Here is a 26027-nt window from a genome sequence, read left to right as displayed (position 1 = left end):
CAGCCACCTGTCCGCGTCTGCGGGGTATCGCCCGCTGGGACGCGGGTCACCCGCCCCGCGGGGTCAGAGCCTGCGCAGCGCGAACCACAGCTCCATCCGTACGTCCGCGTCGTCGAGGTCGGCGTCCAGCAGGGCCGCGCAGCGGGCGATGCGCTGACGGACGGTGTTGCGGTGCACGGACAGGGCGACGGCGGTGCGGTCCCAGCTGCCGTGCAGGGACAGCCAGGCGCGCAGCGTCTCCGTCAGCGCGGGCACGGCCGCGACCGGCGCGAGCAGCGCACGGGCGTGCGCGTCGGCCTCGGCGTCCGGAACCAGGTCGGCGAGGGCGGGCCGGGCGGCATGGCGCACCAGCGGCACCCGGGTGGCCCGCGCCCGCGCCAGCGCCCGCGCCGCCTGCGCGTCGGCTGCCGCCCACTCGGCGGGCGCGACGGCGGCACTGACACCGAGCGTCCATCCTCGCTGCGGCGACGGCCCGGCACGCCCCGGCCCGGCGGGGACCCCTGTTTGGAGCGCGGCTACCGGGGCGCCCGGTCCGGCGGGGGTCCCTGTGCGGGGTGCGGTTGCGGGTGCGTCGGGTGCGGCGGGGCCTGTGCGGGGTGTGGTTGCCGGGGCGTCGGGTCCGGCAAGGGTCCCTGTCCGGGGCGTGGTCGCCGGGGTGCCCGGGGCGGCGGAGTCCCTCGGTCCGGCCGGGGTGCCCGGTCCGGTGAGCGTCTCGGCCTCCCGCCGCTCCGGCGGGCCGCCGGCCGCCGGCCCCGGGCCGCCCGGTGTCTCCGGCCCCACCGGGACCAGGACCCGTACGACGTCGTCGGACGGGTCGACCAGCGGGGAGCCCAGCGCGGCGCCCAGGGCGGAGGCCGCCACCGGGTCGGGGCAGCCGGAGTCCGGCCGGGCGTGCACGACGTGCCAGCGGGTGCCCGCACCGCCCTCGAGCAGCGGCGCGACCTCCTCGGGGCGGGCGCCCAGCAGCAGCCGCACCAGCGCGGACGAGCGGGCCGCGCCCGTGCCGCTCTGGTGCTCGCCGGTGAGCAGGGAGAGCAGCACCGCGGCGACCGAGGCGATGGTGTGGTCCCCGGACTCCTGCTGCGGGGCCGCGACCCCGAGCACGAAACCCCCGCCGGTGCCGAGGGCGTAGGCCGCCAGACGGGTACCGGCGACCGTGTCGGTGGCGGTCGTGGAGGCCCGGCTGGTGACGAACCGGGCCAGCTTCGCCAGGGCCCCGCGCACCTCGTCCCCCGGCTCCCGCCCCGCCGCCGCGATCTCGGTGCCCTCCGGCCCGTACAGCACCGCCCGGCCGTCGAGCCGCGTGGCCAGCCGGCGCAGCACCGACGGCACCGGATCCGGCCGGGACGCCGCGGCGGCCAGTTGCCGCTGGGCCTCGGACACCCGCCGCAGCTCGGCCAGCCGCGCCCGCGCCATCAGCTGCCACACGGCGCGCGCCACGCCGGAGAACGTCGTCCGCGGCGGCACCTCCACCAGCGGCAGCCCGTACGCCTCGCAGGCCGTGACCAGCGCCCGCGGCACGGTGTCGTGCACCGGCGCCACCCCGAAGCCGAGGGCCGCGCCGCCCGCCGCCACGATCCGGGCGACGTACGCGTCGAAGTAGCCCTCCGTCCCCGCCCCGGAGGGAATGTGCACGCCGGCCGTCAGCAGCAGCTCGCCGCCCAGCAGGTAGGGGTAGGGGTCGGCCATCTCGGAGGTGTGCGCCCAGTGGATCGCCACCTCCGCCGCCGGGGGCCCGGTGATCTGGCGCAGGGCGAGGTCCTCCCGGGACAGCAGGGCCGCGAGGGACACGGGAGGCGTGGGCGGAGCGACCGTCTCCTGCATGATGGATGTTCCCTCCACTCCGACCGGTCCGAATGGATGGAACGTACACTTCGCAGCTGCTTTTCGGCCACCTAGTGTCAATCCGGACCGGAATTCCCACCGGGATCGGACCGGCTGCCGCGGGTACGGGCGGATGTCCCCGCGAGGCGCCAACCGGACAGACCGTCCGGGACAACTTCCATCAGCACGACACGCCACCGATGAGTGCGCGAAGGAGGCCCCCTCATGGCCGTCGACTACACAGTGATCGTCGTCTATCTCGCCGGCATGCTCGCCATGGGCTGGTGGGGCATGCGCCGCGCCAAGTCCAAGAGCGACTTCCTCGTCGCCGGGCGCCGGCTGGGCCCCGCGATGTACTCGGGCACCATGGCGGCGATCGTCCTCGGCGGCGCGTCCACCATCGGCGGCGTCGGCCTCGGCTACCAGTACGGCCTCTCCGGCGCCTGGATGGTCGTCACCATCGGCCTCGGCCTGCTCGCCCTGTCGCTGTTCTTCTCCGCCCGCATTGCCCGCCTGAAGGTCTACACCGTCTCCGAGATGCTGGACCTGCGCTACGGCGGCAAGGCCGGCGTCATCTCGGGCCTGGTCATGTGGGCGTACACGCTGATGCTGGCCGTCACCTCCACCATCGCCTACGCCACGATCTTCGACGTCCTCTTCGACGTGAACCGCACCCTCGCGATCATCCTGGGCGGCACGATCGTCGTCGCGTACTCCACCCTCGGCGGCATGTGGTCCATCACGCTCACCGACATGGTGCAGTTCGTGGTGAAGACCATCGGCGTGCTGCTCCTGCTGCTGCCCATCGCCGTCGTCAAGGCGGGCGGCTTCGGCGAGATGAAGGCCCAGCTGCCGACCTCGTACTTCGACCCGCTCGGCGTCGGCGGCGAGACGATCTTCACCTACGTCCTGATCTACACCTTCGGCATGCTCATCGGGCAGGACATCTGGCAGCGCGTCTTCACCGCGGGCAGCGACCGCACCGCCAAGTGGGGCGGCACCGTCGCCGGCACCTACTGCCTGGTCTACGCCGTCGCCGGCGCCGTCATCGGCACCGCCGCCAAGGTCCTCTACCCCAAGCTCGCCAGCCCCGACGACGCCTTCGCCACCATCGTCAAGGACGAACTCCCCGTCGGCGTGCGCGGCCTGGTGCTGGCCGCCGCCCTGGCCGCGGTGATGTCCACGTCCTCCGGCGCCCTCATCGCCTGCGCCACCGTCGCCAACAACGACATCTGGTCCCGGCTGCGCGGCGTGATGCGCAAGACGGACGAGGAGCACGACGAGGTCAAGGGCAACCGCGCCTTCATCCTGGTCATGGGCCTCGCCGTGATCGGCACCGCGATCGCCCTGAACAACGTGGTCGAGGCGCTCACCGTCGCCTACAACCTCCTCGTCGGCGGCCTTCTCGTGCCCATCCTCGGCGGACTGCTGTGGAAGCGCGGCACCGCGCAGGGCGCCCTCGCCGCCGTCGCGGTCGGCGGCCTCGCGGTCGTCGGCCTCATGGCCGGCTACGGCATCCTCGCCAACGAACCCGTCTACTACGGCCTGCTGGCCTCCCTGGCCGTCTACGTCGTCGTCTCCCTGGCGACCCGGCCCACCGACGCGGCCGTCCTGGCCGCCTGGCGCGAACGTCTCGCCGGCCGCGCCCCCGAATCCGCACCCGAACCGGTACCGGCCCACCAGTAGAGTCGTACCGAGCGGTACAGAGCAGTAAATACGCGAAGAAGCGTAAGAAGGAAGGCAATTCATGAGCAGCAACGAGACGCCCCGCGGCCCCGTCGACTCCTCCCGCGTCCCGCGGTACGCCGGGCCCGCGACCTTCGCCCGGCTGCCCCGCCTGGACGAGGTCGGCAGCGCCGACGTCGCCGTGGTGGGCGTGCCGTTCGACTCCGGCGTCTCGTACCGGCCCGGCGCCCGGTTCGGCGGCAACGCCATCCGCGAGGCGTCCCGGCTGCTGCGCCCCTACAACCCGGCGCAGGACGCCTCCCCCTTCGCCCTCGCCCAGGTCGCCGACGGCGGCGACATCGCGGTGAACCCGTTCAACATCAACGAGGCCGTCGAGACGATCGAGGCCGCCGCCGACGACCTGCTCGGCACGGGCGCCCGCCTGATGACCCTGGGCGGCGACCACACCATCGCCCTGCCGCTGCTGCGCTCGGTGGCCAAGAAGCACGGCCCGGTCGCCCTGCTGCACTTCGACGCGCACCTGGACACCTGGGACACCTACTTCGGTGCCGAGTACACGCACGGCACGCCGTTCCGGCGCGCGGTCGAGGAGGGCATCCTCGACACGGAGGCGCTCTCCCACGTGGGCACCCGCGGCCCGCTGTACGGCAAGAAGGACCTGACCGACGACGAGAAGATGGGCTTCGGCATCGTCACCTCCGCCGACGTCTACCGCCGCGGCGCCGACGAGATCGCCGACCAGCTGCGCCAGCGCATCGGCGACCGCCCGCTGTACATCTCCATCGACATCGACTGCCTGGACCCGGCCCACGCGCCCGGCACCGGCACCCCCGAGGCCGGCGGCATGACCTCCCGCGAGCTGCTGGAGATCCTGCGCGGGCTGGCCTCCTGCAACCTGGTGTCGGCGGACGTCGTCGAGGTGGCCCCGGCCTACGACCACGCCGAGATCACGTCCGTCGCCGCGTCCCACACCGCGTACGAACTGACCACGATCATGTCCCGCCAGATCGCCCAGGAGAAGGCAGCGAAGTGACCCACGACCACGACCTGGTACTGCGTCCGACCGCCGACCAGACGGAGGCGGCCCTCAACCCTCCCCCCGGCCGCAACGGCGGAGACCTGGTCGTGGAGACCCTGGCCGGGCTGGGCGCGACGACCGTCTTCGGCCTGCCCGGCCAGCACGCCCTCGGCATGTTCGACGCCCTGCGCCGCTCGGACCTGCGCTACATCGGCCTGCGGGTGGAGAACAACGCCGGTTTCGCGGCGGACGCCTACGGCCGGATCACCGGCGAGGCCGCCCCGCTGCTGCTGTCGACCGGCCCGGGAGCCCTCACCTCCCTGGCCGCGCTCCAGGAGGCGCGGGCGGCCTCGGCCCCCGTCCTGGCGATCAGCAGCCAGGTCCCGACGGCCGGGCTGGGCGGCGGCCGGCACGGCTATCTGCACGAACTCCCGGACCAGTCGGCCTCGTTCCGGGGCGTGGTGAAGTCCGTCCACACGGTCCGCACCCAGTCCCAGATCCCGTCGGCGATCGCCGAGGCGTGGACGTCGGCGCTGACCGTCCCGCACGGACCGGTGTGGGTGGAGATCCCGCAGGACGTCCTGCTGGCCGAGACGTCGATCCCGCAGGTCACCGGCGGCGACACCTTCCCCGGGGAACTGCCGCCGCGCCCCGAACTGACGGCGGTCGCCGCCGACCTGCTGACCCGCGCGGAACGCCCCGCGATCATCGCGGGCGGGGGAGTGGTCCGCGCGGACGCCTCGGGCAAGCTGAGGCAGCTCGCGGAACGGCTCCAGGCCCCGGTCGTGACGACCTTCGGCGGCAAGGGCGCTTTCCCGTGGACGCACCCCCTCTCCCTCCAGTCCTGGCTGGAGGACCGCCACACGACCGACTTCCTGGAGGACGCGGACGTCCTGCTGGTGGTCGGCTCGGGCCTCGGCGAACTCTCCTCGAACTACCACACGTTCGCGCCGCGCGGCCGGGTGATCCAGATCGAGGCGGACCTCGGCAAGCTGGAGTCCAACCACCCGGCGCTGGGCATCCACGCCGACGCCCGCCTAGCCCTCCAGGCCCTGCTGGAGACGGTGGGCGAACGGCACGACCCGACGGCCCCCGAGCGGGTGCGGACCCTGCTGGACCAGGTCGCCGAGCGCATCGCCTCCCAGGGACTCACCCTGGAGCAGGACGTCCTGGCGGCCGTGCGCGGCGCCCTGCCGAGGAACGCGCCCTCCTTCTGGGACATGACGATCCTGGCCTACTGGGCCTGGTCGGCCTTCGACGCCGGGTCCCCCAACACCATGCACTCGGCCCAGGGGGCCGGCGGCCTCGGCTACGGCTTCCCGGCGGCCCTGGGAGCGGCGGCCGCCGACCCCACCCACCCGGTGCTGGCGGTCTCGGGGGACGGCGGCGCCCTGTACTCCATCGCCGAACTGGCCACCGCCCGCCAGTACGACCTGAACGTCACCTGGCTGATCGTCGACGACGGCGGCTACGGCATCCTGCGCGAGTACATGACGGACGCCTTCGGGCAGCCGACGGCGACGGAGCTGACCCGCCCGGACTACGTGGCCCTGGCCGAGTCCTTCGGCGTGCCGGGCGTGCGGACGTCCCCGGAGACCCTGGAAGCGGACCTGGCCAAGGCCCTGGCGTCACCGGGCCCGTCGGTGGTCGTCCTCCCGGCCGTACTCCGCATGTTCGCCCCGACGCACCTGGGCTGAACGGGCGCCGGGCACGGGTCACTTGAACAGCGACTGGTGCTCGGCGTACCTGCTGCGCTGCTCGTGATAGGCCTCGACGAACTCGGTCCCCTGCGGCTCGCCACCGAAGGACGGGGGAACCTGCCGTCCTGCGGGACGTACTCCGGGATCGCGAGGAACAACCGCGTGCCGGCCTCCCCGTGGCGGGCGCCCCGGCGCCGTGCCTTGCGCAGGTACCGGGCCGCCAGGGCCAATTGCCTGTCCAACTGGTCGCCGGGCTGCTTCTGCACCTTGTCGAGCCAGCTCTCGTCGAGGAGGTCCGTGTTCTTGCCCCGGTCCTCCCCGACCGCCCTCAGCACCACCAGCGTCGCCCACAGCCGCCCGCACAGCCGGGCCGGGGTCTCCGGTTTGTCTGCCATGGCCGACTCCCTACCCATCGGCCACGGTGATCAGACGACCGGCCTACCAGATCGCCTCGACCCACTCCGGGTGGTCGACGAACGGGTTGCGGTTGTGCTGGTAGGTGTCGTAGATGACCTGGTTGCGGTGCTCCTCGAAGGCGTCCGGCGGGTCCTCGTCGTTCCACGCCTTCAGTACGGCGAGCTTGCCGATGTACGGGTTGCTGCCGTTGTTCACGCTGCTGTTGACCTCCAGGTCGGCCCAGCCGTCGCCGCCCTCGTAGCGGACCGCCATGTAGAAGATCATGCGCGCCACGTCGCCCTTGACCGCGTCCCGGGGTTCGAAGGAGTCGGAGTCGGTGAGGCTGCCGCCGCCGTTGCTCACCGCGCTGCCGCCGTTGTCGAAGTCCTTGTTGCCCCGGATGCTGTTGACCTGGACGTCCTCGGGACGCAGATGGTGCAGGTCGGTGCCGGGCCCGGTGGAGGTGCCGAAGTCGCCGTGCGACTTGGCCCAGACGTGCTCGCGGTTCCAGTCACCGGTGTCGCCGCCGCCCAGCGACTTGCTGCGGGAGACGCCCGAGTAGAGCAGGACCACGTTGTTGCTGTTGGCCGGGTCCTGGTCGGTGACCTCGAGCGCGTCCCAGACGGCCGAGTACGAGATCTTCGTCTGGCTGCTGATGATCGTGTGCAGGGATGCCTTGAGACCGGCCCCCGTCTTGCCGATCGCGCTCTTGTAGTACGTCGTGTCGTAGTCGGTTGTGGTGGCCGTGGCGGGGGTCGCGGTCAGGGAGGGGGCGGCGAGGCCGGCGAGGAGGGCGGCCGCGGCGAGCGCCCCCGCTTTCCGGCGCCGGCCTGCGGGTATGCGGATCGCGAGCATGTGGGGTGTCCGATCTACGCGGGGTCTACGCGGGTTGATGCCCGAGTGATACCGCAGAGAGTGACATGGACATGCGGCCGTCGGCGTGAAGGAAAGGTGGCGATTGCGTGACGAGCGCCCGCCCTCCGCACGGCGCTCGCGCCGGCCGCCCGATTGTTGCGGCGGGATGAAATCCCCGCTCGCCCGTGTTGGTGCCTTGCGGTAGATCAGGTGAGCAGGACGACCGACCGGAGGACACCGCGTGGACGCGCAACGGGGATGGGCACGACGACTGGCGGGGTACGCCTGGCGGTACCCCAAGGACGTCGTCCTCGCCCTCGGGGCCTCCCTCGGCGGCATGGCCGTCATGGCCCTCGTCCCGCTGATCACCAAGGTGATCATCGACGACGTCATCGGCGACAAGAGCAGGGACATGGCCACCTGGGCCGGTGTCCTGATGGGCGCCGCGCTCGTCGTCTACGGCCTCACCTACGTGCGCCGCTACTACGGCGGCCGGCTCGCCCTCGACGTGCAGCACGACCTGCGCACGGACATGTACGGCACGATCACCCGGCTCGACGGGCGGCGGCAGGACGAGCTGTCCACCGGCCAGGTGGTCGGGCGGGCGACGAGCGACCTCCAGCTGATCCAGGGCCTGCTGTTCATGCTCCCGATGACCATCGGGAACGTCCTGCTCTTCCTGATCTCCCTGGGCATCATGGCGTGGCTGTCGCCGCCGCTGACGCTCGTCGCCGTCGCCGTCGCGCCCGCCCTGTGGTTCATCGCCCGCCGCAGCCGCACCCGCCTGCACCCCGCCACCTGGTACGCCCAGGCCCAGGCCGCCGCCGTCGCGGGCGTGGTCGACGGCTCGGTGAGCGGCGTGCGCGTGGTGAAGGGCTTCGGGCAGGAGGAGCAGGAGACCGGGAAGCTCCGGGAGGTCGGCCGCCGGCTGTTCGCCGGGCGGCTGCGGACGATCAGGCTGAACGCCACCTACACCCCCGCCCTCCAGGCCGTGCCCGCCCTCGGACAGGTCGCCATGCTCGCCCTCGGCGGCTGGCTGGCGGTGCGCGGGCACATCACCCTCGGCACGTTCGTCGCCTTCTCCGCCTATCTGGCCCAGCTCGTCGGCCCGGTCCGGATGCTCGCCATGGTCCTCACCGTCGCCCAGCAGGCCCGCGCCGGCACCGAACGCGTCCTGGAGCTGATCGACACCGAGCCGTCCCTGACCGACGGCACCAAGGAACTCCCGGCCGACGCACCCGCCACCGTCGAGTTCGACGACGTGTCGTTCGGCTACGACCCCGGCCGGCCCGTCCTCGACGGCCTCTCCTTCGAGATCCGGCCCGGCGAGACCCTCGCCGTCGTCGGCTCCTCCGGCTCCGGCAAGTCCACCGTGTCCCTGCTGCTGCCGCGGTTCTACGACGTGACGCACGGCGCCGTCCTCGTCGGCGGCCACGACGTGCGCGAGCTGACCCTCGACTCGCTGCGGGCCGCGATCGGACTGGTGCCCGAGGACTCCTTCCTCTTCTCCGACACCGTGCGCGCCAACATCGCCTACGGCCGTCCCGACGCCACCGACGAGGAGATCGAGACCGCCGCCCGGGCCGCGCAGGCCCACCGGTTCATCACCGAGCTGCCCGACGGCTACGACACCACCGTCGGCGAGCACGGCCTGACCCTCTCCGGCGGCCAGCGCCAGCGCGTCGCGCTCGCCCGCGCGATCCTCACCGACCCCAGGCTGCTGGTCCTCGACGACGCGACGTCCGCCGTGGACGCCCGCGTCGAGCACGAGATCCACGAGGCACTCGCCCAGGTTATGCGGGGCCGCACGACCCTGCTGATCGCCCACCGCCGCTCCACCCTCGGCCTCGCCGACCGCATCGCCGTCCTCGACCAGGGCCGCCTCGCCGACATCGGCACCCACGAGGAACTCCAGGAACGCTCGGCGCTCTACCGCCGCCTGCTCACCGACCCGGACGAGCTCGGCGGCGTCTCGCCCGGCCACGCCCGGCCAGCGGAGGAGGCGGAGGACACCTCCGTACGGGACGAGCTGGACGCCGAGTTCGACGCCGAACGCGGGGTCACCCCCCGGCTGTGGACCGGCGACCGCGCGCCCAAGGACACCGCCCTCGCCGGCACCCCCGCCACACCCGAGCTGCTCGCCCAGGTCGACGCCCTGCCCCCGGCCACCGACACCCCGGACATCGACGAGTCGCGTGCCGTGCTGCCCGAACGGTCGTACGGCCTGCGGCGCCTCCTGAACGGCTTCGGGCGCCCGCTGCTCATCAGCCTCGCCCTGGTCGCCGTCGACGCCGGCGTGGGCCTGCTGCTGCCGGTCCTGATCCGGCACGGCATCGACGACGGCGTCACCCGGGTCGCCCTCGGCGCGGTCTGGGCGGCCTCGCTGCTCGGCCTGCTCGCCGTGCTCGCCCAGTGGGCGGCGCAGACCGGCGAGATCCGCATGACCGGACGCACGGGCGAGCGGATCCTGTACTCCCTGCGCCTGAAGATCTTCGCCCAGCTCCAGCGGCTCGGACTGGACTACTACGAGCGCGAGCTGACCGGCCGGATCATGACCCGGATGACCACGGACGTCGACGCCCTGTCGACCTTCCTCCAGACGGGCCTGGTCACCGCCTTCGTCTCGGTCGTCACCTTCTTCGGCATCATGGTCGCCCTGCTGGTGATCGACGTGCAGCTCGCCCTCATCGTCTTCGCGACGCTGCCGCCGCTGATCCTCGCCACGTTCTTCTTCCGCCGGGCCAGCGTGAAGGCGTACGAACTGGCCCGTGAGCGGGTGTCGGCGGTCAACGCCGACCTCCAGGAGTCGGTGGCCGGGCTGCGCATCGTGCAGGCGTTCCGGCGCGAGCGCGACGGCGGCCTCCGGTTCGCCGAGCGCAGCGACAGCTACCGGCAGGCCCGCATCCGGGGTCAGTGGCTGATCTCGGTCTACTTCCCGTTCGTGCAGCTGCTGTCCTCGGCGGCGGCCGCCGCCGTGCTGGTGGTCGGCGGCACACGGATCGACGACGCGACGCTGACGACCGGCGCGCTGGTGGCCTACCTGCTCTACATCGACCTGTTCTTCGCGCCCGTCCAGCAGCTCTCCCAGGTCTTCGACGGCTACCAGCAGGCGACCGTCTCCCTCGGCCGGATCCAGGAGCTGCTGCGCGAGCCCACCTCAACCGAGGCGGCCGACAAGCCGCTCGAGGTGCCGTCCCTGCGCGGCGAGATCGCCTTCGAGGGCGTGCGCTTCCGGTACGGCGACGAGGAGGAAGCCCTCAGCGGCATCGACCTGCGCATCCCCGCCGGGCAGACCGTCGCGTTCGTCGGCGAGACCGGCGCGGGCAAGTCGACCCTGGTCAAGCTGGTCGCCCGGTTCTACGACCCGACGGCGGGACGGGTGACCGCCGACGGGCGGGACCTGCGCGACCTCGACCTCACCTCCTACCGGCACCGCCTCGGCGTCGTCCCGCAGGAGGCGTACCTCTTCCCCGGCACCGTCCGGGACGCCATCGCCTACGGGCGCCCGGAGGCCACCGACGCCGAGGTGGAGGCGGCGGCCCGTGCGGTCGGCGCCCACGAGATGATCGCCACCCTGGAGGGCGGCTACCTCCACGAGGTCGCCGAGCGGGGCCGCAACCTGTCCGCCGGCCAGCGCCAGCTGATCGCGCTGGCCCGCGCCGAACTGGTCGACCCGGACGTCCTGCTCCTCGACGAGGCCACCGCGGCACTGGACCTGGCCACGGAGGCGCAGGTCAACCAGGCCACCGACCGGCTGGCGGGCCGCCGTACGACCCTGGTGGTGGCCCACCGGCTGACCACGGCCGCCCGCGCGGACCGGGTCGTCGTCATGGACCACGGACGGGTCGTCGAGGACGGCACGCACGACGAACTGCTGGCGCTCGACGGGCGGTACGCGCGGCTGTGGCGGACGTTCGTCGGGGCGGCCGAGCCGGAGGAGCCGGTCGGCGCCTCCCGCTGACGGCCACGCGCCCTCGCGCAACCATTCGACCCGGGCGGTGCGTCCGTACATCCGTACGTCAGTGATCGCCGTACGGAAGGGGCCGCGGTGGGCAGGGGTGGTGCCGGAATACGCCGGCGGCTGGCGGCCGGCGCGGCCGTACTGACCACGGCGGGACTCCTGGCGGTCGCGGCGCCCCACGAGGCACAGGCGGCCACGTCGCCGTGCGGGGGCCGCAAGGTCCGCACGCTGCCGTTCGCCACCGGGTCCGTGCAGGTGTACAAGCGCGGCGGCTACGTCTGCGCCGTCACCGTCCCCAAGAGGACCGGCGCCAAGCGGAAGATGTCCGTCAGTGTGCAGGCGCGCGGCGGCCGGCCGGTCGTCGACGCGGGGCGCTACACCTACCGGGCCGGGCCGGTGACCGTGCACGCCGGACAGCGGTGCGTGTGGGTGCGGGGCGGGGTGGACCGGGGCGCCGTCAGCTCCGGCTGGATCCTCTGCTGAGACCGGACCGCGCCGATCATTTCCTCATCTCCCCTGGTGTCCGGGTGTGTTGCTCCGATAGCTTCCGGCGCACATCTGTTTCACAGGGAGGGTGCATGCGCAAGGCGCTCAGATGGCTGCTGGCGCTCGTGGTGCTCATAGGCACCGTCAGCACGGCGGGCGCGGCCACCGCCGCCGAGCCGAAGGCCGTCGACATCAAGGACCGGCTGCTGTCCATACCGGGCATGAGCCTGATCGAGGAGAAGCCGTACACCGGCTACCGCTTCTTCGTCCTGAACTACACGCAGCCGGTCGACCACCGGCACCCGTCCAAGGGCACGTTCCAGCAGCGGATCACCGTGCTGCACAAGGACGTGAGCCGCCCGACGGTGTTCTACACCGGCGGCTACAACGTCTCCACGAACCCGAGCCGGCGCGAGCCGACCCAGATCGTGGACGGCAACCAGGTCTCCATGGAGTACCGCTACTTCACCCCGTCCCGGCCCCAGCCGGCCGACTGGTCCAAGCTGGACATCTGGCAGGCGGCCAGCGACCAGCACCGCATCTTCCAGGCCCTCAAGCCGCTCTACTCCGAGAACTGGCTCTCCACGGGCGGCTCCAAGGGCGGCATGACCGCCACCTACTACGAGCGGTTCTACCCGCGCGACATGGACGGCGTCGTCGCCTACGTGGCGCCCAACGACGTGGTGAACAAGGAGGACGCGGCCTACGACCGCTTCTTCGCGACCGTCGGCACCGAGGAGTGCCGCGACCGCCTGAACGGCGTGCAGCGCGAGGCGCTGGTGCGCCGGGCGCCGCTGGAGAAGAAGTACGCGGCGTACGCGGCCGAGAACGGCTACACCTTCGACACCATCGGCAGCCTGGACCGCGCCTACGAGGCCGTCGTCCTCGACTACGTGTGGGGCTTCTGGCAGTACAGCACCCTGAAGGACTGCGCCGGCATCCCGGCGGACGCCGTGAACGCCACCGACGACGCGATCTGGGACTCGGTGGACTCCATCTCCGGCTTCTCCGCCTACACCGACCAGGGCCTGGAGACGTACACGCCGTACTACTACCAGGCGGGCACGCAGCTGGGCGCGCCGACGATCCACTTCCCGCACATCGAGAAGAAGTACATCCGCTACGGCTACCAGCCGCCGCGCAACTTCGTGCCCCGGTCGATCCCGATGAAGTTCCAGCCGTGGGCCATGCGGGACGTCGACACCTGGGTGCGGCACAACGCCACCCACATGCTGTTCGTGTACGGCGAGAACGACCCGTGGGGCGCCGAGCGGTTCCGCCTCGGCCACGGGGCGCGTGACTCCTACGTCATGACCGCCCCCGGCATGAACCACGGCGCCAACGTCGCCGGCCTGGTGCCCGGGCAGAAGGCCCTGGCCACCGCCCGCATCCTCGAGTGGGCCGGCGTCGCCTCCGCCACCGTCCAGGAGAACCCGTCGGCGGCCAGGCCGCTCGCGGCGTTCGACGCCAAGCTGGACAAGCGGGACGTGCGGCACGAGTCGACGCTGCGTCCGTAACACCACGTCACACCCGGCCGGGTCCGGCCGCGTCCGGCCGTTGTGCGCCGAGAGGCTCACAGCGGCCGGGCACAGCCCACCGGACGTTCGTCGTCACCGAGGCGGACGAACAGGGCGGTCCCGGCCGGGCACTGCGCCCGGCGGGTGACCGCCTCGACCACCTTGTACTGGGGTTTCCGCTCGCCCTTGCCGTCGCACGCGGTCTCGCGGACCTTCCCGCTCCCCGCGTCGTGGACGCAGTCGCCGACGATGGTGCGCGGGCCGCCCCCGCCCCCCGGATCGCCGGGGTGCGGGGGCTGGAGCGAGCGCATGCAGGCATAGCCCTGGGCCACGGCGCCGTCCCCGTCCTCGTCGGCGGACGGCCGCTGCTCGCTGATGTGCAGGACGAAGTCGGTGGTCGCCGGGCAGGGCGGTCCGCCCGACGCCTTCCCGTCGTGCCGGGCCACGACCCGGGCCGCCGCCCGCTCGCCGGCGCACGGCACCTCGGTGAAGCTGACCGTCCCGAACGAGCTGCACTCGTCGACCGCCAGGAACACCGCCCCGTACCCGGACGGGCGGACGACCGCCGCCGACGGCGTACGGTCGCCGGGCCGCCCGCTCGTCCCCGTCCCGCCGGACGACGGACTCTGACAGCCCGCCAGCAGCCCGGCGAGCAGCGCCGAGAGCGCGCACAGCACGCCCGTGAACCGTCTCCCACGCATCGCAGTCCCCCCGGGTCCCCCGTCCAGCGTGGCCCGCCGCAGCGGGCGCACGCCAGACGCGCGGGGTGCATTGCGCACGGTGAGGGGCAGCGCTCCCGGCGCGTGGCGTACGCCGCGCTACGCCCGGTACGACAGGCCGTGGCCGAGCGGGTACAGCACCGTCGCCGGATCGTCCGCCCGCACCACCGGCACGGGCAGCTTCCCGCGCGGCCGCACCCGCCCGGCGATGACCCGGGCCGCCGCCCGCACCTCGACGTCCGTCCACGAGTACGCGGCCAGGAAGGCGCGGACGCCGGGGAGCTGGGCCACGTCGTACGGGTTGCGGATCGCGACCGCCACCACCGGCTTCCCGGTCGCCAGCAGCCGGTTCACCAGCGTGCGCTGGCTGCTGCCCGCGGTGACGTTGTACGTGGCGACCACCACCGCGTCCACGTCCCCGGCGGCGGCGACCGCCCGGTCGATGGTCGCGGCGGACGGCGCGGTGCCCGTGGACAGGGCGGTGGCCGTGAAGCCGAGTTCGCCCAGCGCGCCCGCGAGCGTGGTCGTCGGCGGGCCCGTCGTGCCCGACGGGGAGGCGGGGTCGGCGCCGACGACCAGCAGCTTCGGCGTCCGGCGGCGGGACAGCGGCAGCAGGTTCCCCTCGTTGACCAGCAGGGTGGTGCTCCGCTCGGCGATCCGGTCGGCGGCGGCCAGGTGCCCCCGGGTGCCGACCGTGCGGTCCACGTCCCGGCTCCCGGTGTAGGCGTCCTCGAAGAGGCCCAGCTTGGCCTTCAGCCGCAGCACGCGCAGGATCGATTCGTCGAGCCGTGCCTCGGTCAGCTCGCCCTCGCGCACGGCCGTCAGGACCGCGTTCCACGCCAGGTCCAGGTCCGGCGGGTTGAGGAGCTGGTCGACGCCCGCCTTCAGCGCCAGCACCGGCACCCGTTCGTCGCCGTACTTCGTCCGTACGCCCTCCATGCCGAGGGAGTCGGTGACCACGACCCCGTCGTAGCCGAGTTCCTCGCGCAGGATGCCGGTGAGGATCGGGCGGGAGAGGGTGGCCGGGTCGCCGGAGTCGTCGAGCGCCGGGACCACGAGGTGGGCGGTCATGATCGCGTCGATGCCGGCCGCGATCGCCGCGCGGAACGGCGGCGCGTCCAGCTTCTCCCACTGCTCACGGCTGTGCGTGATGACCGGGAGGCCGGTGTGGCTGTCGGTGGCCGTGTCCCCGTGCCCGGGGAAGTGCTTGGCGCACGCGGCGATCCCGGAGCCCTGGTACCCCGTCACCTCGGCGGCCACCAGTCCGGCCACCGCCTCGGGGTCGGCGCCGAGCGAGCGCACGCCGATCACGGGGTTGGCCGGGTTGACGTTCACGTCGGCGTCGGGGGCGTAGTCCTGCCGGATGCCCATGGCGCGCAGCTCGGCGCCCGCGATCCGCCCGAGGGTACGGGCGTCGGACCGCGAGCCGTTCGCACCGACCGCCATCGCGCCGGGGAACAGGGTCGCCGGCTCGCCCACGCGGGCCACTATCCCGTGCTCCTGGTCCGTGGAGATGAGCACCGGCAGCCCGCGCGGCAGCGACAGGGACGCCTTCTGGATGCCGTTGGACAGGGCCGCGATCTGGTGCGGGTCGCGGGTGTTGTGCGCCCAGGCGAAGTAGATGATGCCGCCGACCCGGTACTTGGCGACCAGTTCGGCGGCCGTGCGGACGCCGATCTCCTTGAGGTTGGCGTCGATGTCGGCCTGGTCGGGGGCGGTGGCGGAGTGGCCGTAGACCCGCATCACGAAGAGCTGGCCGACCTTCTCCTCGAGCGTCATGCCGGAGACGACGGCGCGGAGCCTGTCGTCGTCGGGCCGGCGCCGTCCGGCGTACGCGGTGCCGCCTGCCGCGAGCACCGCGGTGACGCCCGCGGTCGCGGCGAGGACGGTACGTCTGGAGGGTCGTGCGGTGCTTCCCGTGCCGGCCGTGCTGCTGTCTTGCACGTGCGCTCCTTCCGGAGTGATCCGCTGCGGAATCGCTGGAGAGCTGCTGAAGGAAACTTCCAAGGAGTCACCAATATCCGGGAAGTTTCTGCCAGTCAAGGGAGCGCACACGAGTCGTCCCACCGGCCGGGGGAGGGAGAGCTCGGGGCCGCCATCGGCGCACAGGGAGGGGGGCGCGCCGATGGCGGCGTGCTGCCGGCCGCGGTACGGAGGAGAGGGTGGTCAGCGATCGCAGCCAGCAGCGAGGCCGACACCGCACCGAGGAGACTCTTCCGGCAACGTGCGCATTGGACGGGCGGGGCCCGGCCCGGGTTCCCGCTCCGGGGCCCCGGTTCCCGAAGTCGTTGCCGGTGGGGTCAGGGGGACGGCTGGGCCGAGGACGGGCCGGTGTGCGCGGAGACGGCCGGCCAGTGCGCACGCAGGGCGCGCACGGTCTCCGCGATCGCCGGACGCCGGGCGGCCCCCGTGCGCCACAGCGCGTACAGCCGCCGTACGGGCATCGGGTCGAGCGGCACCTCCACCACCCCGGCGGGCAGCGGGCCGCGCCCCAGCCGGGGGATCACCGCGATGCCGAGCCCGGCGGCGACCAGGGCGACCAGGGTCGGGTTCTCGTCGGCCTGGTGGACGATGTCCGGCTCGTGCCCCGCCGTCCGCAGGGTCCGCACCAGCCAGTCGTGGCAGACCCGGCCCGGCGGCTGGCAGATCCAGCGCTGCCCGCCCAGCTCCTCCCGCCGCAGGGCTCCGCGGCCCGCGAAGGGGTGCCCTTCGGGGACGAGCAGGTCGCACAGGTCCTCGCCGATCGGCGCGTGCTCCACACCGGCCGGGGCGGGCAGCGGCGCGATGTCCCAGTCGTGGGCGACGACGAGGTCGACGGCGCCCTTCGCCACCAGATCCACGGACAGGTGCGGGTCGGCCTCGCTGAGCCGGGTGTCGAGCGCGGGGTGGCGTGCCGCCAGGTCGGCCAGCACGGGGGGCATCAGCCCGCGCGCCGCCGACGGGAACGCGGCGATGGTCAGCCGCCCCGCCGGCACCCCGCGCCGCTCCTCCAGCTCGGTCTCCGTGCGCTCCACGATGGCCATCAGTTCGCGGGCGGCGGCGGCCAGTTGACGCGCCTCGTCGGTGAGCCGCACGCCACGGCCCTCCCGTTCGAGGAGCACGGTCCTGGTCTCCCGTTCCAGCTTGGCGATCTGCTGGGAGACGGCGGACGGAGTGAAGCCGAGCGCGGCGGCGGCCGCCCCGACGGTGCCGTGCACGGAGACGGCGTGCAGGGCGCGCAGGCGCTGCAGGTCGAGCATGTCGGCTCCCGGAGGCGAAGAGTTAGTTTTGCTTCATCCAACCATGCAGCAATCATCGCTGGTGCTACATGGTCGGCTCGGGCGATCCTCGACCCATGCGACCTTCCCACCTCGCTCTCGGCGTCCTCGTGGCCGCCGTCTGGGGCGTCAACTTCACGGTCATCGAGATCGGCCTCGACCACTTCCCGCCCCTCCTCTTCTCCGCCCTGCGCTTCCTGGCGGCGGCCCTGCCCGCCGTCTTCTTCGTGGGCCGCCCCAAGGTGGCCTGGAAGTGGATCGTGGCGGTGGGACTGGTCCTCGGCGTCGCGAAGTTCGGCCTGGTCTTCGTCGGCATGGACGCGGGCATGCCGGCCGGCCTGTCGTCGCTGGTGCTCCAGATCCAGGCGGTGTTCACGGCGGTGATCGCGGCGGCGGTACTGGGCGAACGCCCCACCCGCGTCCGGGTGCTGGGCATGCTGGTGGCCTGCGCCGGCATCGTCGTGGCGGCCGTCGACGAGGGGACCTCCGGTCCGCTGGGCGCCTTCGCGATGGTGATCGGCGCGGCGGCCGCCTGGGGCGTGTCCAACGTCCTGACCCGCAAGGCATCCCCGCCCGACGCGCTGAACTTCATGGTGTGGGTGTCCACCGTCCCCGTCCTGCCGCTCCTCGCCCTGTCCCTGCTGACGGAGGGCTCCTCCCGGGACCTCGCGGCCCTGCGCGGCCTGGACTGGCAGGGCGCGGGCACGCTGCTGTTCGTCGCCTGGATCTCGACGGTCTTCGGCTTCGGCGCCTGGGGCTGGCTGCTGCACCGCCACCCCGCCTCGACGGTCGCGCCGTTCTCCCTCCTGGTCCCCGTCTTCGGGATGACGTCGGCTGCCCTCTTCCTGGGCGAGCCGGTGACACCGCTGCGGTGGTGCGCCGGGGCCCTGCTGGTGGGCGGGGTGGCGCTGACCTCGGTGACCCTCCGCCCGCGCCACCGGGAAAACCCGTTCGACGCCGGCGTGGCCGGCCGGAAGAATCCGTCCGGTGACATTCACGCTGAAGGCGCCGGTACTCGAAGGCACGTCGGTACGGCTGGAGCCGTTGGGTCCGCAGCACGCCGCTGATCTCGCCCGGGCGGCGGAGGAGGAACGCGGCACCTACGCGTTCACCTGGGTGCCCCGGGCCGAGGAGGTCGACGCGTACCTCGACGCCCAGGCGGCCCGGGCGGCCACGGGACGGCTGGCGCCCTTCGCGCAGATCTCCCTCGCCACGGGACGTGCGGTCGGCGCCACGGCGTACTGGGAGCCGCGGTCGTGGCTGACGGAGGACCGGCTCGACGCCGTCGAGGTCGGATTCACGTGGCTGGCGCGCTCGGCCCAGGGCACCGGCATCAACGCCGAGGCCAAACTGCTCCTGTTCCGGCACGCCTTCGAGGTCTGGGACGTCGCCCGGGTCGACCTGAAGACGGACGCCCGCAACAGTCGCTCCCGCGCGGCCATCGAGTCGGTCGGCGCCCGCTTCGAGGGCGTCCTGCGCAACTGGTCCCGCTCCTGGGCGCCGGGCGAGGAGGGGCGGCTGCGCGACTCCGCGCTCTACTCGATCACGGCGGCGGAGTGGCCCGGGTGCCGGGCCCGCCTGGAGAGCCGGGTCGCGTCCCGCCTGCGCCGGGAAATCCACCGCGCATAGTTTCTTTTGGGAAACGCGGAGGCATTTAAATGACAGGCGGATTGAAACGACAGGTGGACGGACGGGCGGACACCCTTACAGACTACTTGTCTGGATAATCCTTCACTCGTTTGCCGCGCATCCGGATGAGGCGGTCGACGTTAGTGAGGACATGACCAAGGTAACTGGGGGGATGTGTCTCCCTTGGGCTTCCGAGCGGAAGAACGTGGTGGGGGACCAGGGCGGAACGCCCGTCGCACTCAGGGAAACCGAGCCGATTCTGCGGGATTTCCTGAATGTCATGGGCGAGCTCCAGGAAGACCTCGCCGGGCGGTGGGCCGCGATGCGGGAACGGCCCGTCTTCTCGCGGGCCGAGTGACCGGGCCGTGCGCGACGAGGAACTGTATTACGGACCGGATTACTCCCCCTACGCGGCACCTCACCACGAGGCGGGCCACGGCCGTCACCGAGCCCCCGCCGACGACCTCTCGATGCCCCTCCCGGACATGTCCTGGGACCCGGCCGAAGAGCTGGCCTTCATGCTCCAGGACGCCCTGGAGGAGCAGCTCCCCGAGACCCCCTCTCCCCGGGACGAGACACCGGCCGCGGCCCCTGCGGCGGGCAGCCCCCTGCAGAACCTCCAGGAGATCACGGCCGAGCTGCCCCCGCTGAGAGCGGCCGTCCGCAGCCACCGCAAGGTGCGCGAACGCCGCGGCCCGCGAGGGCTCCAGGCGGTCAGCTACGTCATCGCCGCCGCCATCACCGTCATCGCCTCCGCGGTCAGCCTCTTCGGCGGCATGGTCGCCTACGACCCCCTGCGCGTCGTCGCCCTGACCCGCCTTCAGACGGGCGCGGTGTCGTGGTGGCCGTTGCTCGTCTACGGGCCCTGGCTCGCGGCGTCGCTGTCGGTCCTGCGGGCGGCGCTGCACCAGCGCCGTGCCGTTCACTCCTGGTGCGTCGTCCTGGCGTTCTCGCTCATCGCGATGCTCCTGTGCGTGGCCGCCCAGACGCCCAGGACCGTCGTCGACGTCGCCGCCGCCGCCCTGCCGAGCCTGGCCTCCCTGACCTGCTTCCAGCAGCTCGTCCGCCAGATCACCCTGACCCGTCCGCCCCGGCGCGCCGCACCCCGGCACCGCCTGCGCTCGTCGCCCCCGGTGGGGGCCGACACGGCGCGGGCGCCCGACCCGGCACCGGACCGGGCCGCCGGCGCCCAGGGCGGGCGGCGCGAGGGCACCCGGCCCGGCGACGGTCACCGGCCGCAGGCGGCCCAGCCGCAGGAGCCCACGCCGAAGACGTACGTGATCAGCGACAACCGGCCGCTGCGGAACCAGGCGCAGCACCCGACCGGTTCCTTCCCGCAGCCCCGGCGCGCCGGTCGTCAGGCCGACTCGTTGAGCAGCCGGTCCAGGTGACGGCGGCCCTCGTCCAGCAGACCGGGCAGCGGGGCCGCCGCCTCGTACCACCGCTTCTCGTACTCCCAGCACAGCCAGCCGTCCCAGCCCTCGCGGGAGAGCACCTCCACGCACTCGGCCAGCGGCAGCACGCCCGCACCGAGCGGCAGCGGCGTGGTGTCGTCGACCGAGGCGATGTCCTTGACCTGGACGTAGCCGAGGTGCGGGGACAGCGCCGCGTAGGTCTCCGTGGGCTGTTCGCCGCCCAGCCAGGTGTGCATGACGTCCCACAGGGCGCCGACCTGCCGGTGGCCGACCAGGCCGAGCACGCGCATCGCGTCGGCGCCGGTGCGGTGCGAGTCGTGGGTCTCCAGCAGGATGCGCACGCCCGCGTCGGTGGCGTACTCGGCGGCGGTGCCCAGGCGCCGGGCGGCCGTCGCGTCGGCCTCCTCGGGGCTCTGGCCGGTGCCGCCGCCGGGGAAGACCCGGACGTACGGGGCGCCCAGGTCGCGGGCCAGGTCGAGCAGGTCGCGGATCTCGGCGATCACGGTGTCGTCGTCCCCGGGCGCGGCGACCCGCGCGTACCCCGCGACGCTGAGCACCTCGACGCCGGCCGCCTTGAACGCGGCGGCGGCGTCGGCCCGTTCACCGGGGGAGAGGCCGGGGTTGACCGGCTCCTCGGGGTGGGCGCGCAGTTCGACGCCGTGGTATCCGTGGGTGGTCGCGAGCCGCAGCACGTCGGGCAGCGGCAGTCCGGGCAGACCGAGTGTGGAGAACGCCAGCTTCATGCCCGGGGACCCTACCCGCGATCGGCCCGCGGATTCCCTCTTCGGCGAGGTGTCGCCGAGCCCCGTCGCCGCCCCGGCGGACCGCACGGCAGCTCCCAGCCTCGCCGTCCGGGAGGGCCGACCGGTGACTCCCGGCCCCGGTGCGGTCTGGGAGGGCGGACCGGTGACTCCCGGCCCCGTCGCCGTCTCTGCGGGCCGACCGTGACTCCCGGCCCCGCTGCCGTCCCGGCGGACCGCACGGCAACTTCCAGCCCGTCCGGCGTTTGAGGACGAGGCCCGTTCAGGGCCGAAGCGGGGGCCCGGGGGCGGCAGCCCCCGGACGACGCCCACCCGGACACCGGTCACCACCCGGGAAGCGGCACCCTCACGTCCGAGGCACCCCGGAGGACCCCCGCACCATCAACTCCCCCCGCACCGTCGCGATCCCCCCGGGCGGCGCCTCCTCCCGCCCCATCGCGATCCGCCCCGCCCGCGCCCCCGCCTCCGCGAGCGGCAGCCGGACCGTCGTCAGCGCGGGCACCGCGTCGATGCTGAACGGCAGGTCGTCGAAGCCGGCCACCGACACGTCCGCCGGGATCCGCAGCCCGGAGTCCCGCAGCGCCGCGCACGCCCCCAGCGCGACGGTGTCGTTCGCGGCGACGACCGCGGTCAGGGACGGGTCCCTGCGCAGGAGTTCGAGCGTGGCCTCGTAGCCGGACTGCCGGTCGTAGCGCCCGTGGACCGTCCAGCGGGCGTCCTCCTCGATGCCGTGCGCGGCGAGCGCGGCCCGGTGCCCTTCCAGCCGGTGCCGGGTCGTGGTCCGCTCCTCGGGGCCCGCGATGTAACCGAGCCGCCGGTGTCCGAGCCCGATCAGGTGCTCGGTCAGCTCCCGGCCGCCCCCGCGGTTGTCGAAGGTCAGCGCGATCGCCCCGGTCCCCGGCGCCGGCGGCCGACCGCACAGCACCACCCGGGTCCCGGCCTCCGACAGCTTCCGCAGCTTCGTCGCCACCGCCGTCTGGTGCGCCGCGTCCTCCATCGCCCCGCCGGTCAGCACGACGGCCGCCGCCCGCTGCCGCTGCAGCAGCGTGAGGTAGGTCAGCTCGCGCTCCGGGGCGCCGCCGGTGTTGCAGACCACGGCGAGTCTCTCGCCGCCGGCTCTGCCGCCCGGCCCACCGATCTCGGACTGGATCGCCCCGGCCATCACCCCGAAGAAGGGGTCGGCGATGTCGTTGACGAGGATTCCCACCAGGTCGGACGTCGCGGCCGCCAGCGCGCTCGCGGGGCCGTTGAGCACGTAGTCCAGCTCGTCGACCGCCTTGAGCACCCGTTCCCGGGTGGAGGCCGCCACGGGATAGTTCCCGTTCAGCACGCGCGACACCGTCGCGGGGGAGACCTGGGCGCGGGCCGCCACGTCCGCCAGGGTCACCGTCATGTCCTCGTCCTCCGGTCGCGCTCTCGTCGTACGCCCTCGTACACGGGCCCGGGTCCGGCCCGGTTCCGTGCAGACCTTACGGCCACCGCCCGCCGTTGTTCGCCCCCTCGAACAACTCGCTCGGGTCACGGTCTTGTCCAGACCACCGTCCACAGGCTAGCTTCATAGTGAATAGAAAGCGCTTGCTGTGACGCCTGTCCCGAACTTCGGCGTATGCGGCGCGCGGACCGCGTACGAAGGGAACGACGTGACACGCAAGACGGTGCGGATCGCCATGAACGGTGTGACCGGACGCATGGGCTACCGCCAGCACCTCGTCCGCTCCATCCTGGCCATCCGCGAACAGGGCGGCCTCGACCTGGGCGACGGCACGGTGCTGTGGCCGGAACCGGTCCTCGTCGGCCGCCGCGAGCACGCCCTCAGGGAGCTGGCCGAGCGGCACGGGCTGGAGCACGTCTCGACGGACGTGGACGCGGTCCTCGCCGACGAGAGCGTCGAGATCTACTTCGACGCCCAGGTGACCTCCGCCCGCGAGGAGGCGATCAAGAAGGCGATCGCCGCGGGCAAGCACATCTACACCGAGAAGCCGACCGCCACCGGCCTGGACGGCGCCCTGGAGCTCGCCCGCCTGGCGAACGGCGCCGGCATCGAGCACGGCGTCGTCCAGGACAAGCTGTTCCTCCCCGGCCTGCTCAAGCTCAAGCGCCTCATCGACGGCGGCTTCTTCGGCCGGATCCTGTCCGTGCGCGGCGAGTTCGGCTACTGGGTCTTCGAGGGCGACTGGCAGTCCGCCCAGCGCCCCTCGTGGAACTACCGCGCCGAGGACGGCGGCGGCATCGTCGTCGACATGTTCCCGCACTGGGAGTACGTGCTCCACGAGCTGTTCGGCCGCGTCAGGTCCGTCCAGGCCCTGACCGCCACCCACATCCCGCAGCGCTGGGACGAGAACGGCAAGCCCTACGACGCCACCGCCGACGACGCCGCGTACGGCGTCTTCGAGCTCGACGGCGGCGTGATCGCGCAGATCAACTCGTCCTGGGCGGTCCGCGTCAACCGCGACGAGCTGGTGGAGTTCCAGGTCGACGGCACCGAGGGCTCCGCGGTCGCGGGCCTGCGCAACTGCCGCGTCCAGCACCGCTCCGCCACCCCGAAGCCGGTCTGGAACCCGGACATCCCCGCCACCGAGGTCTTCCGCGACCAGTGGCAGGAGGTCCCGGACAACGGCGACTTCGACAACGGCTTCAAGGCCCAGTGGGAGCTGTTCCTGCGCCACGTCTACGCCGACGCCCCCTACCACTGGGACCTGCTGGCCGGCGCCCGCGGCGTCCAGCTCGCCGAACTGGGCCTGAAGTCCTCGGCCGAGGGCCGCCGTCTCGACGTACCGGAGATCGCGCTGTGACCCTGCACCTGCCCGACGCGAACGGCACCCTGCGTGCCTACGAGCCGCGCACCGAACCCATGGCCCCCTCCGGGGGAAGCGCTTTCACCTCCCGTACGGTCTTCTCCGCGGCACACGTCGTCGCCGACCCGTACGCGGACACCACGCCGGACGGGCCCGCCGCCGTCGACTGGGACGCCACCCTCGCCTTCCGCCGCCACCTGTGGTCCCACGGGCTGGGCGTCGCCGAGGCGATGGACACCGCCCAGCGCGGCATGGGCCTGGACTGGGCCGGCGCGGCGGAGCTGATCCGCCGGTCCGCCGCCGAGGCGAAGGCGTGCGGCGGCCGCATCGCCTGCGGCATGGGCACCGACCAGCTCACCGCCGGCACCCTCGCCGAGGTCCGTGCGGCCTACGAGGAACAGCTCGCGGTGGTGGAGGAGGCGGGCGCGCAGGCCATCCTGATGGCGTCCCGCGCCCTCGCCGCCACGGCCCGGGGCCCCGAGGACTACCTGGAGGTCTACGGCCACCTGCTGCGCCAGTCGGCCGAGCCGGTGATCCTGCACTGGCTGGGCCCGATGTTCGACCCGGCGCTGGAGGGCTACTGGGGCTCGTCCGACCTGGACACCGCCACGGACGTGTTCCTGGAGGTCATCGCGGCCCACCCCGACAAGGTCGACGGCATCAAGGTCTCCCTCCTGGACGCCCAGCGCGAGATCGACCTGCGCCGCCGCCTGCCGCAGGGCGTGCGCTGCTACACGGGTGACGACTTCAACTACCCCGAGCTGATCGCCGGCGACGAGCAGGGCTTCAGCCACGCCCTGCTCGGCATCTTCGATCCGCTGGGCCCGCTGGCCGCCGAGGCGGTCCGCGTCCTGGACACCGGGGACACGGAGGGCTTCCGCGCCCTGCTCGACCCCACGGTCCCCCTCTCCCGCCACCTCTTCCAGGCGCCCACCCGCTTCTACAAGACGGGCGTGGTGTTCCTGGCCTGGCTCGCGGGCCATCAGAGCCACTTCACGATGGTCGGCGGCCTCCAGTCGGCCCGCTCCCTGCCGCACTTCGCCCGCGCCTACGAACTCGCCGACGGACTCGGCCTGTTCCCGGACCCGAAGCTGGCGGAGGAGCGCATGAGGTCCCTGCTGAGCCTGTACGGAGTGAACCAGTGACCGACCTCGCACGCTTCAGCATCAACCAGATGACGGTCAAGCAGCTCTCGCTGCCCGAACTGACCACCGCCTGCCGCGACCTGGGCATCGGCAACGTCGGCCTGTGGCGCGAGCCGGTCCGGGCGTACGGCGTCGAGGCGGCGGCCAAGCTGGTCCGCGACGCGGGCCTGTCCGTCACCACCCTGTGCCGGGGCGGCTTCCTCACGGCGACCGACCCGGACGAGCGCGCCCGGGCCCTGGCCGACAACCGCCGCGCGGTGGACGAGGCGGCCACCCTCGGCACCGACACGCTGGTTCTGGTCTCGGGCGGCCTCCCGGCCGGCTCGAAGGACCTGCGCGGAGCCCGCGAACGCATCGCGGACGCCCTGTCCGAACTCGGCCCCTACGCCGAACAGCACGGCGTCCGCCTGGCCATCGAGCCGCTGCACCCGATGTTCGCCTCGGACCGCTGCGTGGTCTCCACCCTCACCCAGGCCCTGGACCTCGCCGAACGCTTCCCCGCCCACCAGGTCGGCGTCACCGTCGACACGTACCACATCTGGTGGGACGACCAGGCGCCCGCCCAGATCGCCCGGGCCGGCGCGGGCGGCCGCATCCACACCTTCCAGCTCGCCGACTGGACGACCCCCCTCCCGGAGGGCGTCCTCAACGGCCGCGGCCAGATCGGCGACGGCGCGATCGACATGCGCGAGTGGAAGACCTGTGTGGAGGCGGCCGGCTACACGGGCGCCATCGAGGTCGAACTCTTCAACGACGCCCTGTGGACCAGGGACGGCCGCGAGGTCCTGGCGGAGACGGCGGCTCGGTTCGCCGAACACGCGGCGTAGAGGGTGCCGTTCGGATCGTCCGGGCGCCGGCCGGAC

The 26027-nt window shown here is 73.1% G+C and carries 20 protein-coding genes; 13 read left to right on the top strand and 7 right to left on the bottom strand.

Annotation, left to right across the window (positions count from 1 at the left end; all coding sequences use genetic code 11):
• Positions 1-63 precede the first annotated feature (63 nt).
• Positions 64-1824 carry a PucR family transcriptional regulator ligand-binding domain-containing protein gene (locus IEZ05_RS16505; protein ID WP_189230873.1) on the bottom strand — a complete coding sequence of 587 codons (1761 nt, stop codon included), beginning with the start codon at positions 1822-1824 and terminating at the stop codon, positions 64-66.
• A gap of 225 nt (positions 1825-2049) precedes the next feature.
• Here IEZ05_RS16505 and IEZ05_RS16500 point away from each other — a divergent pair, with 225 nt between their 5' ends.
• From IEZ05_RS16500 to IEZ05_RS16490, 3 genes are all read left to right on the top strand, one after another.
• A complete protein-coding gene (locus tag IEZ05_RS16500) occupies positions 2050-3510 on the top strand; it encodes a sodium:solute symporter family protein (RefSeq protein ID WP_189230872.1) in 1461 nt (486 codons plus the stop codon).
• Positions 3511-3571: 61 nt separating this feature from the next.
• On the top strand, positions 3572-4543 hold the full coding sequence (speB, locus tag IEZ05_RS16495; RefSeq protein WP_189230871.1) for an agmatinase: 972 nt from the start codon (positions 3572-3574) through the stop codon (positions 4541-4543).
• Complete coding sequence (locus tag IEZ05_RS16490; RefSeq protein ID WP_189230870.1) at positions 4540-6225, top strand: thiamine pyrophosphate-binding protein; 1686 nt, start codon at positions 4540-4542, stop codon at positions 6223-6225. The genes speB and IEZ05_RS16490 overlap by 4 nt, the downstream gene beginning before the upstream one ends.
• A 441-nt stretch (positions 6226-6666) precedes the next feature.
• Here the strand turns inward: IEZ05_RS16490 and IEZ05_RS16485 are convergent, their stop codons facing one another.
• Positions 6667-7479, bottom strand: coding sequence for an endonuclease I family protein (locus IEZ05_RS16485; protein WP_189230869.1), 813 nt, complete (start codon positions 7477-7479; stop codon positions 6667-6669).
• Positions 7480-7720: 241 nt separating this feature from the next.
• On the opposite strand from IEZ05_RS16485, the gene IEZ05_RS16480 reads away from it, so the two are divergent.
• The 3 genes from IEZ05_RS16480 to IEZ05_RS16470 all read left to right on the top strand — a co-directional run bounded on the left by IEZ05_RS16480 (position 7721) and on the right by IEZ05_RS16470 (position 13443).
• Positions 7721-11440, top strand: a complete 3720-nt coding sequence (locus IEZ05_RS16480) for an ABC transporter ATP-binding protein (protein ID WP_189230868.1) — start codon at positions 7721-7723, stop codon at positions 11438-11440.
• Positions 11441-11527: 87 nt separating this feature from the next.
• Positions 11528-11923: a hypothetical protein gene (locus tag IEZ05_RS16475; protein ID WP_189230867.1), complete on the top strand. Its 396-nt coding sequence runs from the start codon at positions 11528-11530 to the stop codon at positions 11921-11923.
• Positions 11924-12018: 95 nt separating this feature from the next.
• On the top strand, positions 12019-13443 hold the full coding sequence (locus IEZ05_RS16470) for a S28 family serine protease (protein ID WP_189230866.1): 1425 nt from the start codon (positions 12019-12021) through the stop codon (positions 13441-13443).
• Positions 13444-13499: 56 nt separating this feature from the next.
• Here the strand turns inward: IEZ05_RS16470 and IEZ05_RS16465 are convergent, their stop codons facing one another.
• The 3 genes from IEZ05_RS16465 to IEZ05_RS16455 all read right to left on the bottom strand — a co-directional run bounded on the left by IEZ05_RS16465 (position 13500) and on the right by IEZ05_RS16455 (position 17401).
• The gene (locus IEZ05_RS16465; protein WP_189230865.1) at positions 13500-14144 is read right to left on the bottom strand and encodes a hypothetical protein; all 645 of its coding nucleotides are present in this window, start codon (positions 14142-14144) and stop codon (positions 13500-13502) included.
• Between the two features lie 117 nt (positions 14145-14261).
• Positions 14262-16106: a glycoside hydrolase family 3 protein gene (locus IEZ05_RS16460; RefSeq protein WP_189230864.1), complete on the bottom strand. Its 1845-nt coding sequence runs from the start codon at positions 16104-16106 to the stop codon at positions 14262-14264.
• A 356-nt stretch (positions 16107-16462) separates the two neighbouring features.
• A complete protein-coding gene (locus tag IEZ05_RS16455; protein ID WP_189230863.1) occupies positions 16463-17401 on the bottom strand; it encodes a LysR family transcriptional regulator in 939 nt (312 codons plus the stop codon).
• Between the two features lie 95 nt (positions 17402-17496).
• Here IEZ05_RS16455 and IEZ05_RS16450 point away from each other — a divergent pair, with 95 nt between their 5' ends.
• From IEZ05_RS16450 to IEZ05_RS16435, 4 genes are all read left to right on the top strand, one after another.
• A complete protein-coding gene (locus tag IEZ05_RS16450; RefSeq protein WP_229869735.1) occupies positions 17497-18486 on the top strand; it encodes an EamA family transporter in 990 nt (329 codons plus the stop codon).
• Entirely contained in the window at positions 18407-19048 is a 642-nt protein-coding gene (locus IEZ05_RS16445; protein WP_189230862.1) for a GNAT family N-acetyltransferase, read from the top strand. Before IEZ05_RS16450 ends, IEZ05_RS16445 begins: the two co-directional genes overlap by 80 nt.
• A 151-nt stretch (positions 19049-19199) precedes the next feature.
• Positions 19200-19406, top strand: a complete 207-nt coding sequence (locus IEZ05_RS16440; RefSeq protein WP_189230861.1) for a hypothetical protein — start codon at positions 19200-19202, stop codon at positions 19404-19406.
• A gap of 112 nt (positions 19407-19518) precedes the next feature.
• Positions 19519-20439, top strand: coding sequence for a DUF2637 domain-containing protein (locus IEZ05_RS16435; protein ID WP_189230860.1), 921 nt, complete (start codon positions 19519-19521; stop codon positions 20437-20439).
• Here the strand turns inward: IEZ05_RS16435 and IEZ05_RS16430 are convergent.
• Both IEZ05_RS16430 and IEZ05_RS16425 read right to left on the bottom strand, forming a co-directional pair.
• Positions 20406-21206 carry a sugar phosphate isomerase/epimerase family protein gene (locus tag IEZ05_RS16430; protein ID WP_189230859.1) on the bottom strand — a complete coding sequence of 267 codons (801 nt, stop codon included), beginning with the start codon at positions 21204-21206 and terminating at the stop codon, positions 20406-20408. The genes IEZ05_RS16435 and IEZ05_RS16430 overlap by 34 nt on opposite strands.
• Positions 21207-21570: 364 nt before the next feature.
• Positions 21571-22617 (bottom strand): LacI family DNA-binding transcriptional regulator, encoded by a 1047-nt coding sequence (locus IEZ05_RS16425; protein WP_189230858.1) that lies wholly within the window; start codon positions 22615-22617, stop codon positions 21571-21573.
• A gap of 247 nt (positions 22618-22864) precedes the next feature.
• On the opposite strand from IEZ05_RS16425, the gene IEZ05_RS16420 reads away from it, so the two are divergent.
• Genes IEZ05_RS16420 through IEZ05_RS16410 form a run of 3 tightly spaced genes read left to right on the top strand, consistent with a single transcriptional unit; the run spans position 22865 to position 25991 of the window.
• Positions 22865-24016 carry a Gfo/Idh/MocA family protein gene (locus IEZ05_RS16420; RefSeq protein WP_189230857.1) on the top strand — a complete coding sequence of 384 codons (1152 nt, stop codon included), beginning with the start codon at positions 22865-22867 and terminating at the stop codon, positions 24014-24016.
• The gene (locus IEZ05_RS16415; protein WP_189230856.1) at positions 24013-25164 is read left to right on the top strand and encodes a dihydrodipicolinate synthase family protein; all 1152 of its coding nucleotides are present in this window, start codon (positions 24013-24015) and stop codon (positions 25162-25164) included. The genes IEZ05_RS16420 and IEZ05_RS16415 overlap by 4 nt, the downstream gene beginning before the upstream one ends.
• Complete coding sequence (locus IEZ05_RS16410) at positions 25161-25991, top strand: sugar phosphate isomerase/epimerase family protein (protein WP_189230855.1); 831 nt, start codon at positions 25161-25163, stop codon at positions 25989-25991. The genes IEZ05_RS16415 and IEZ05_RS16410 overlap by 4 nt, the downstream gene beginning before the upstream one ends.
• The last annotated feature ends 36 nt before the right edge of the window (positions 25992-26027 follow it).

This window comes from Streptomyces flaveolus (genome assembly GCF_014648815.1).
Lineage (GTDB): Bacteria > Actinomycetota > Actinomycetes > Streptomycetales > Streptomycetaceae > Streptomyces > Streptomyces flaveolus.
Note: the sequence above shows the minus strand (reverse complement) of the source record. Positions and strands in the feature narration are given on the sequence as shown.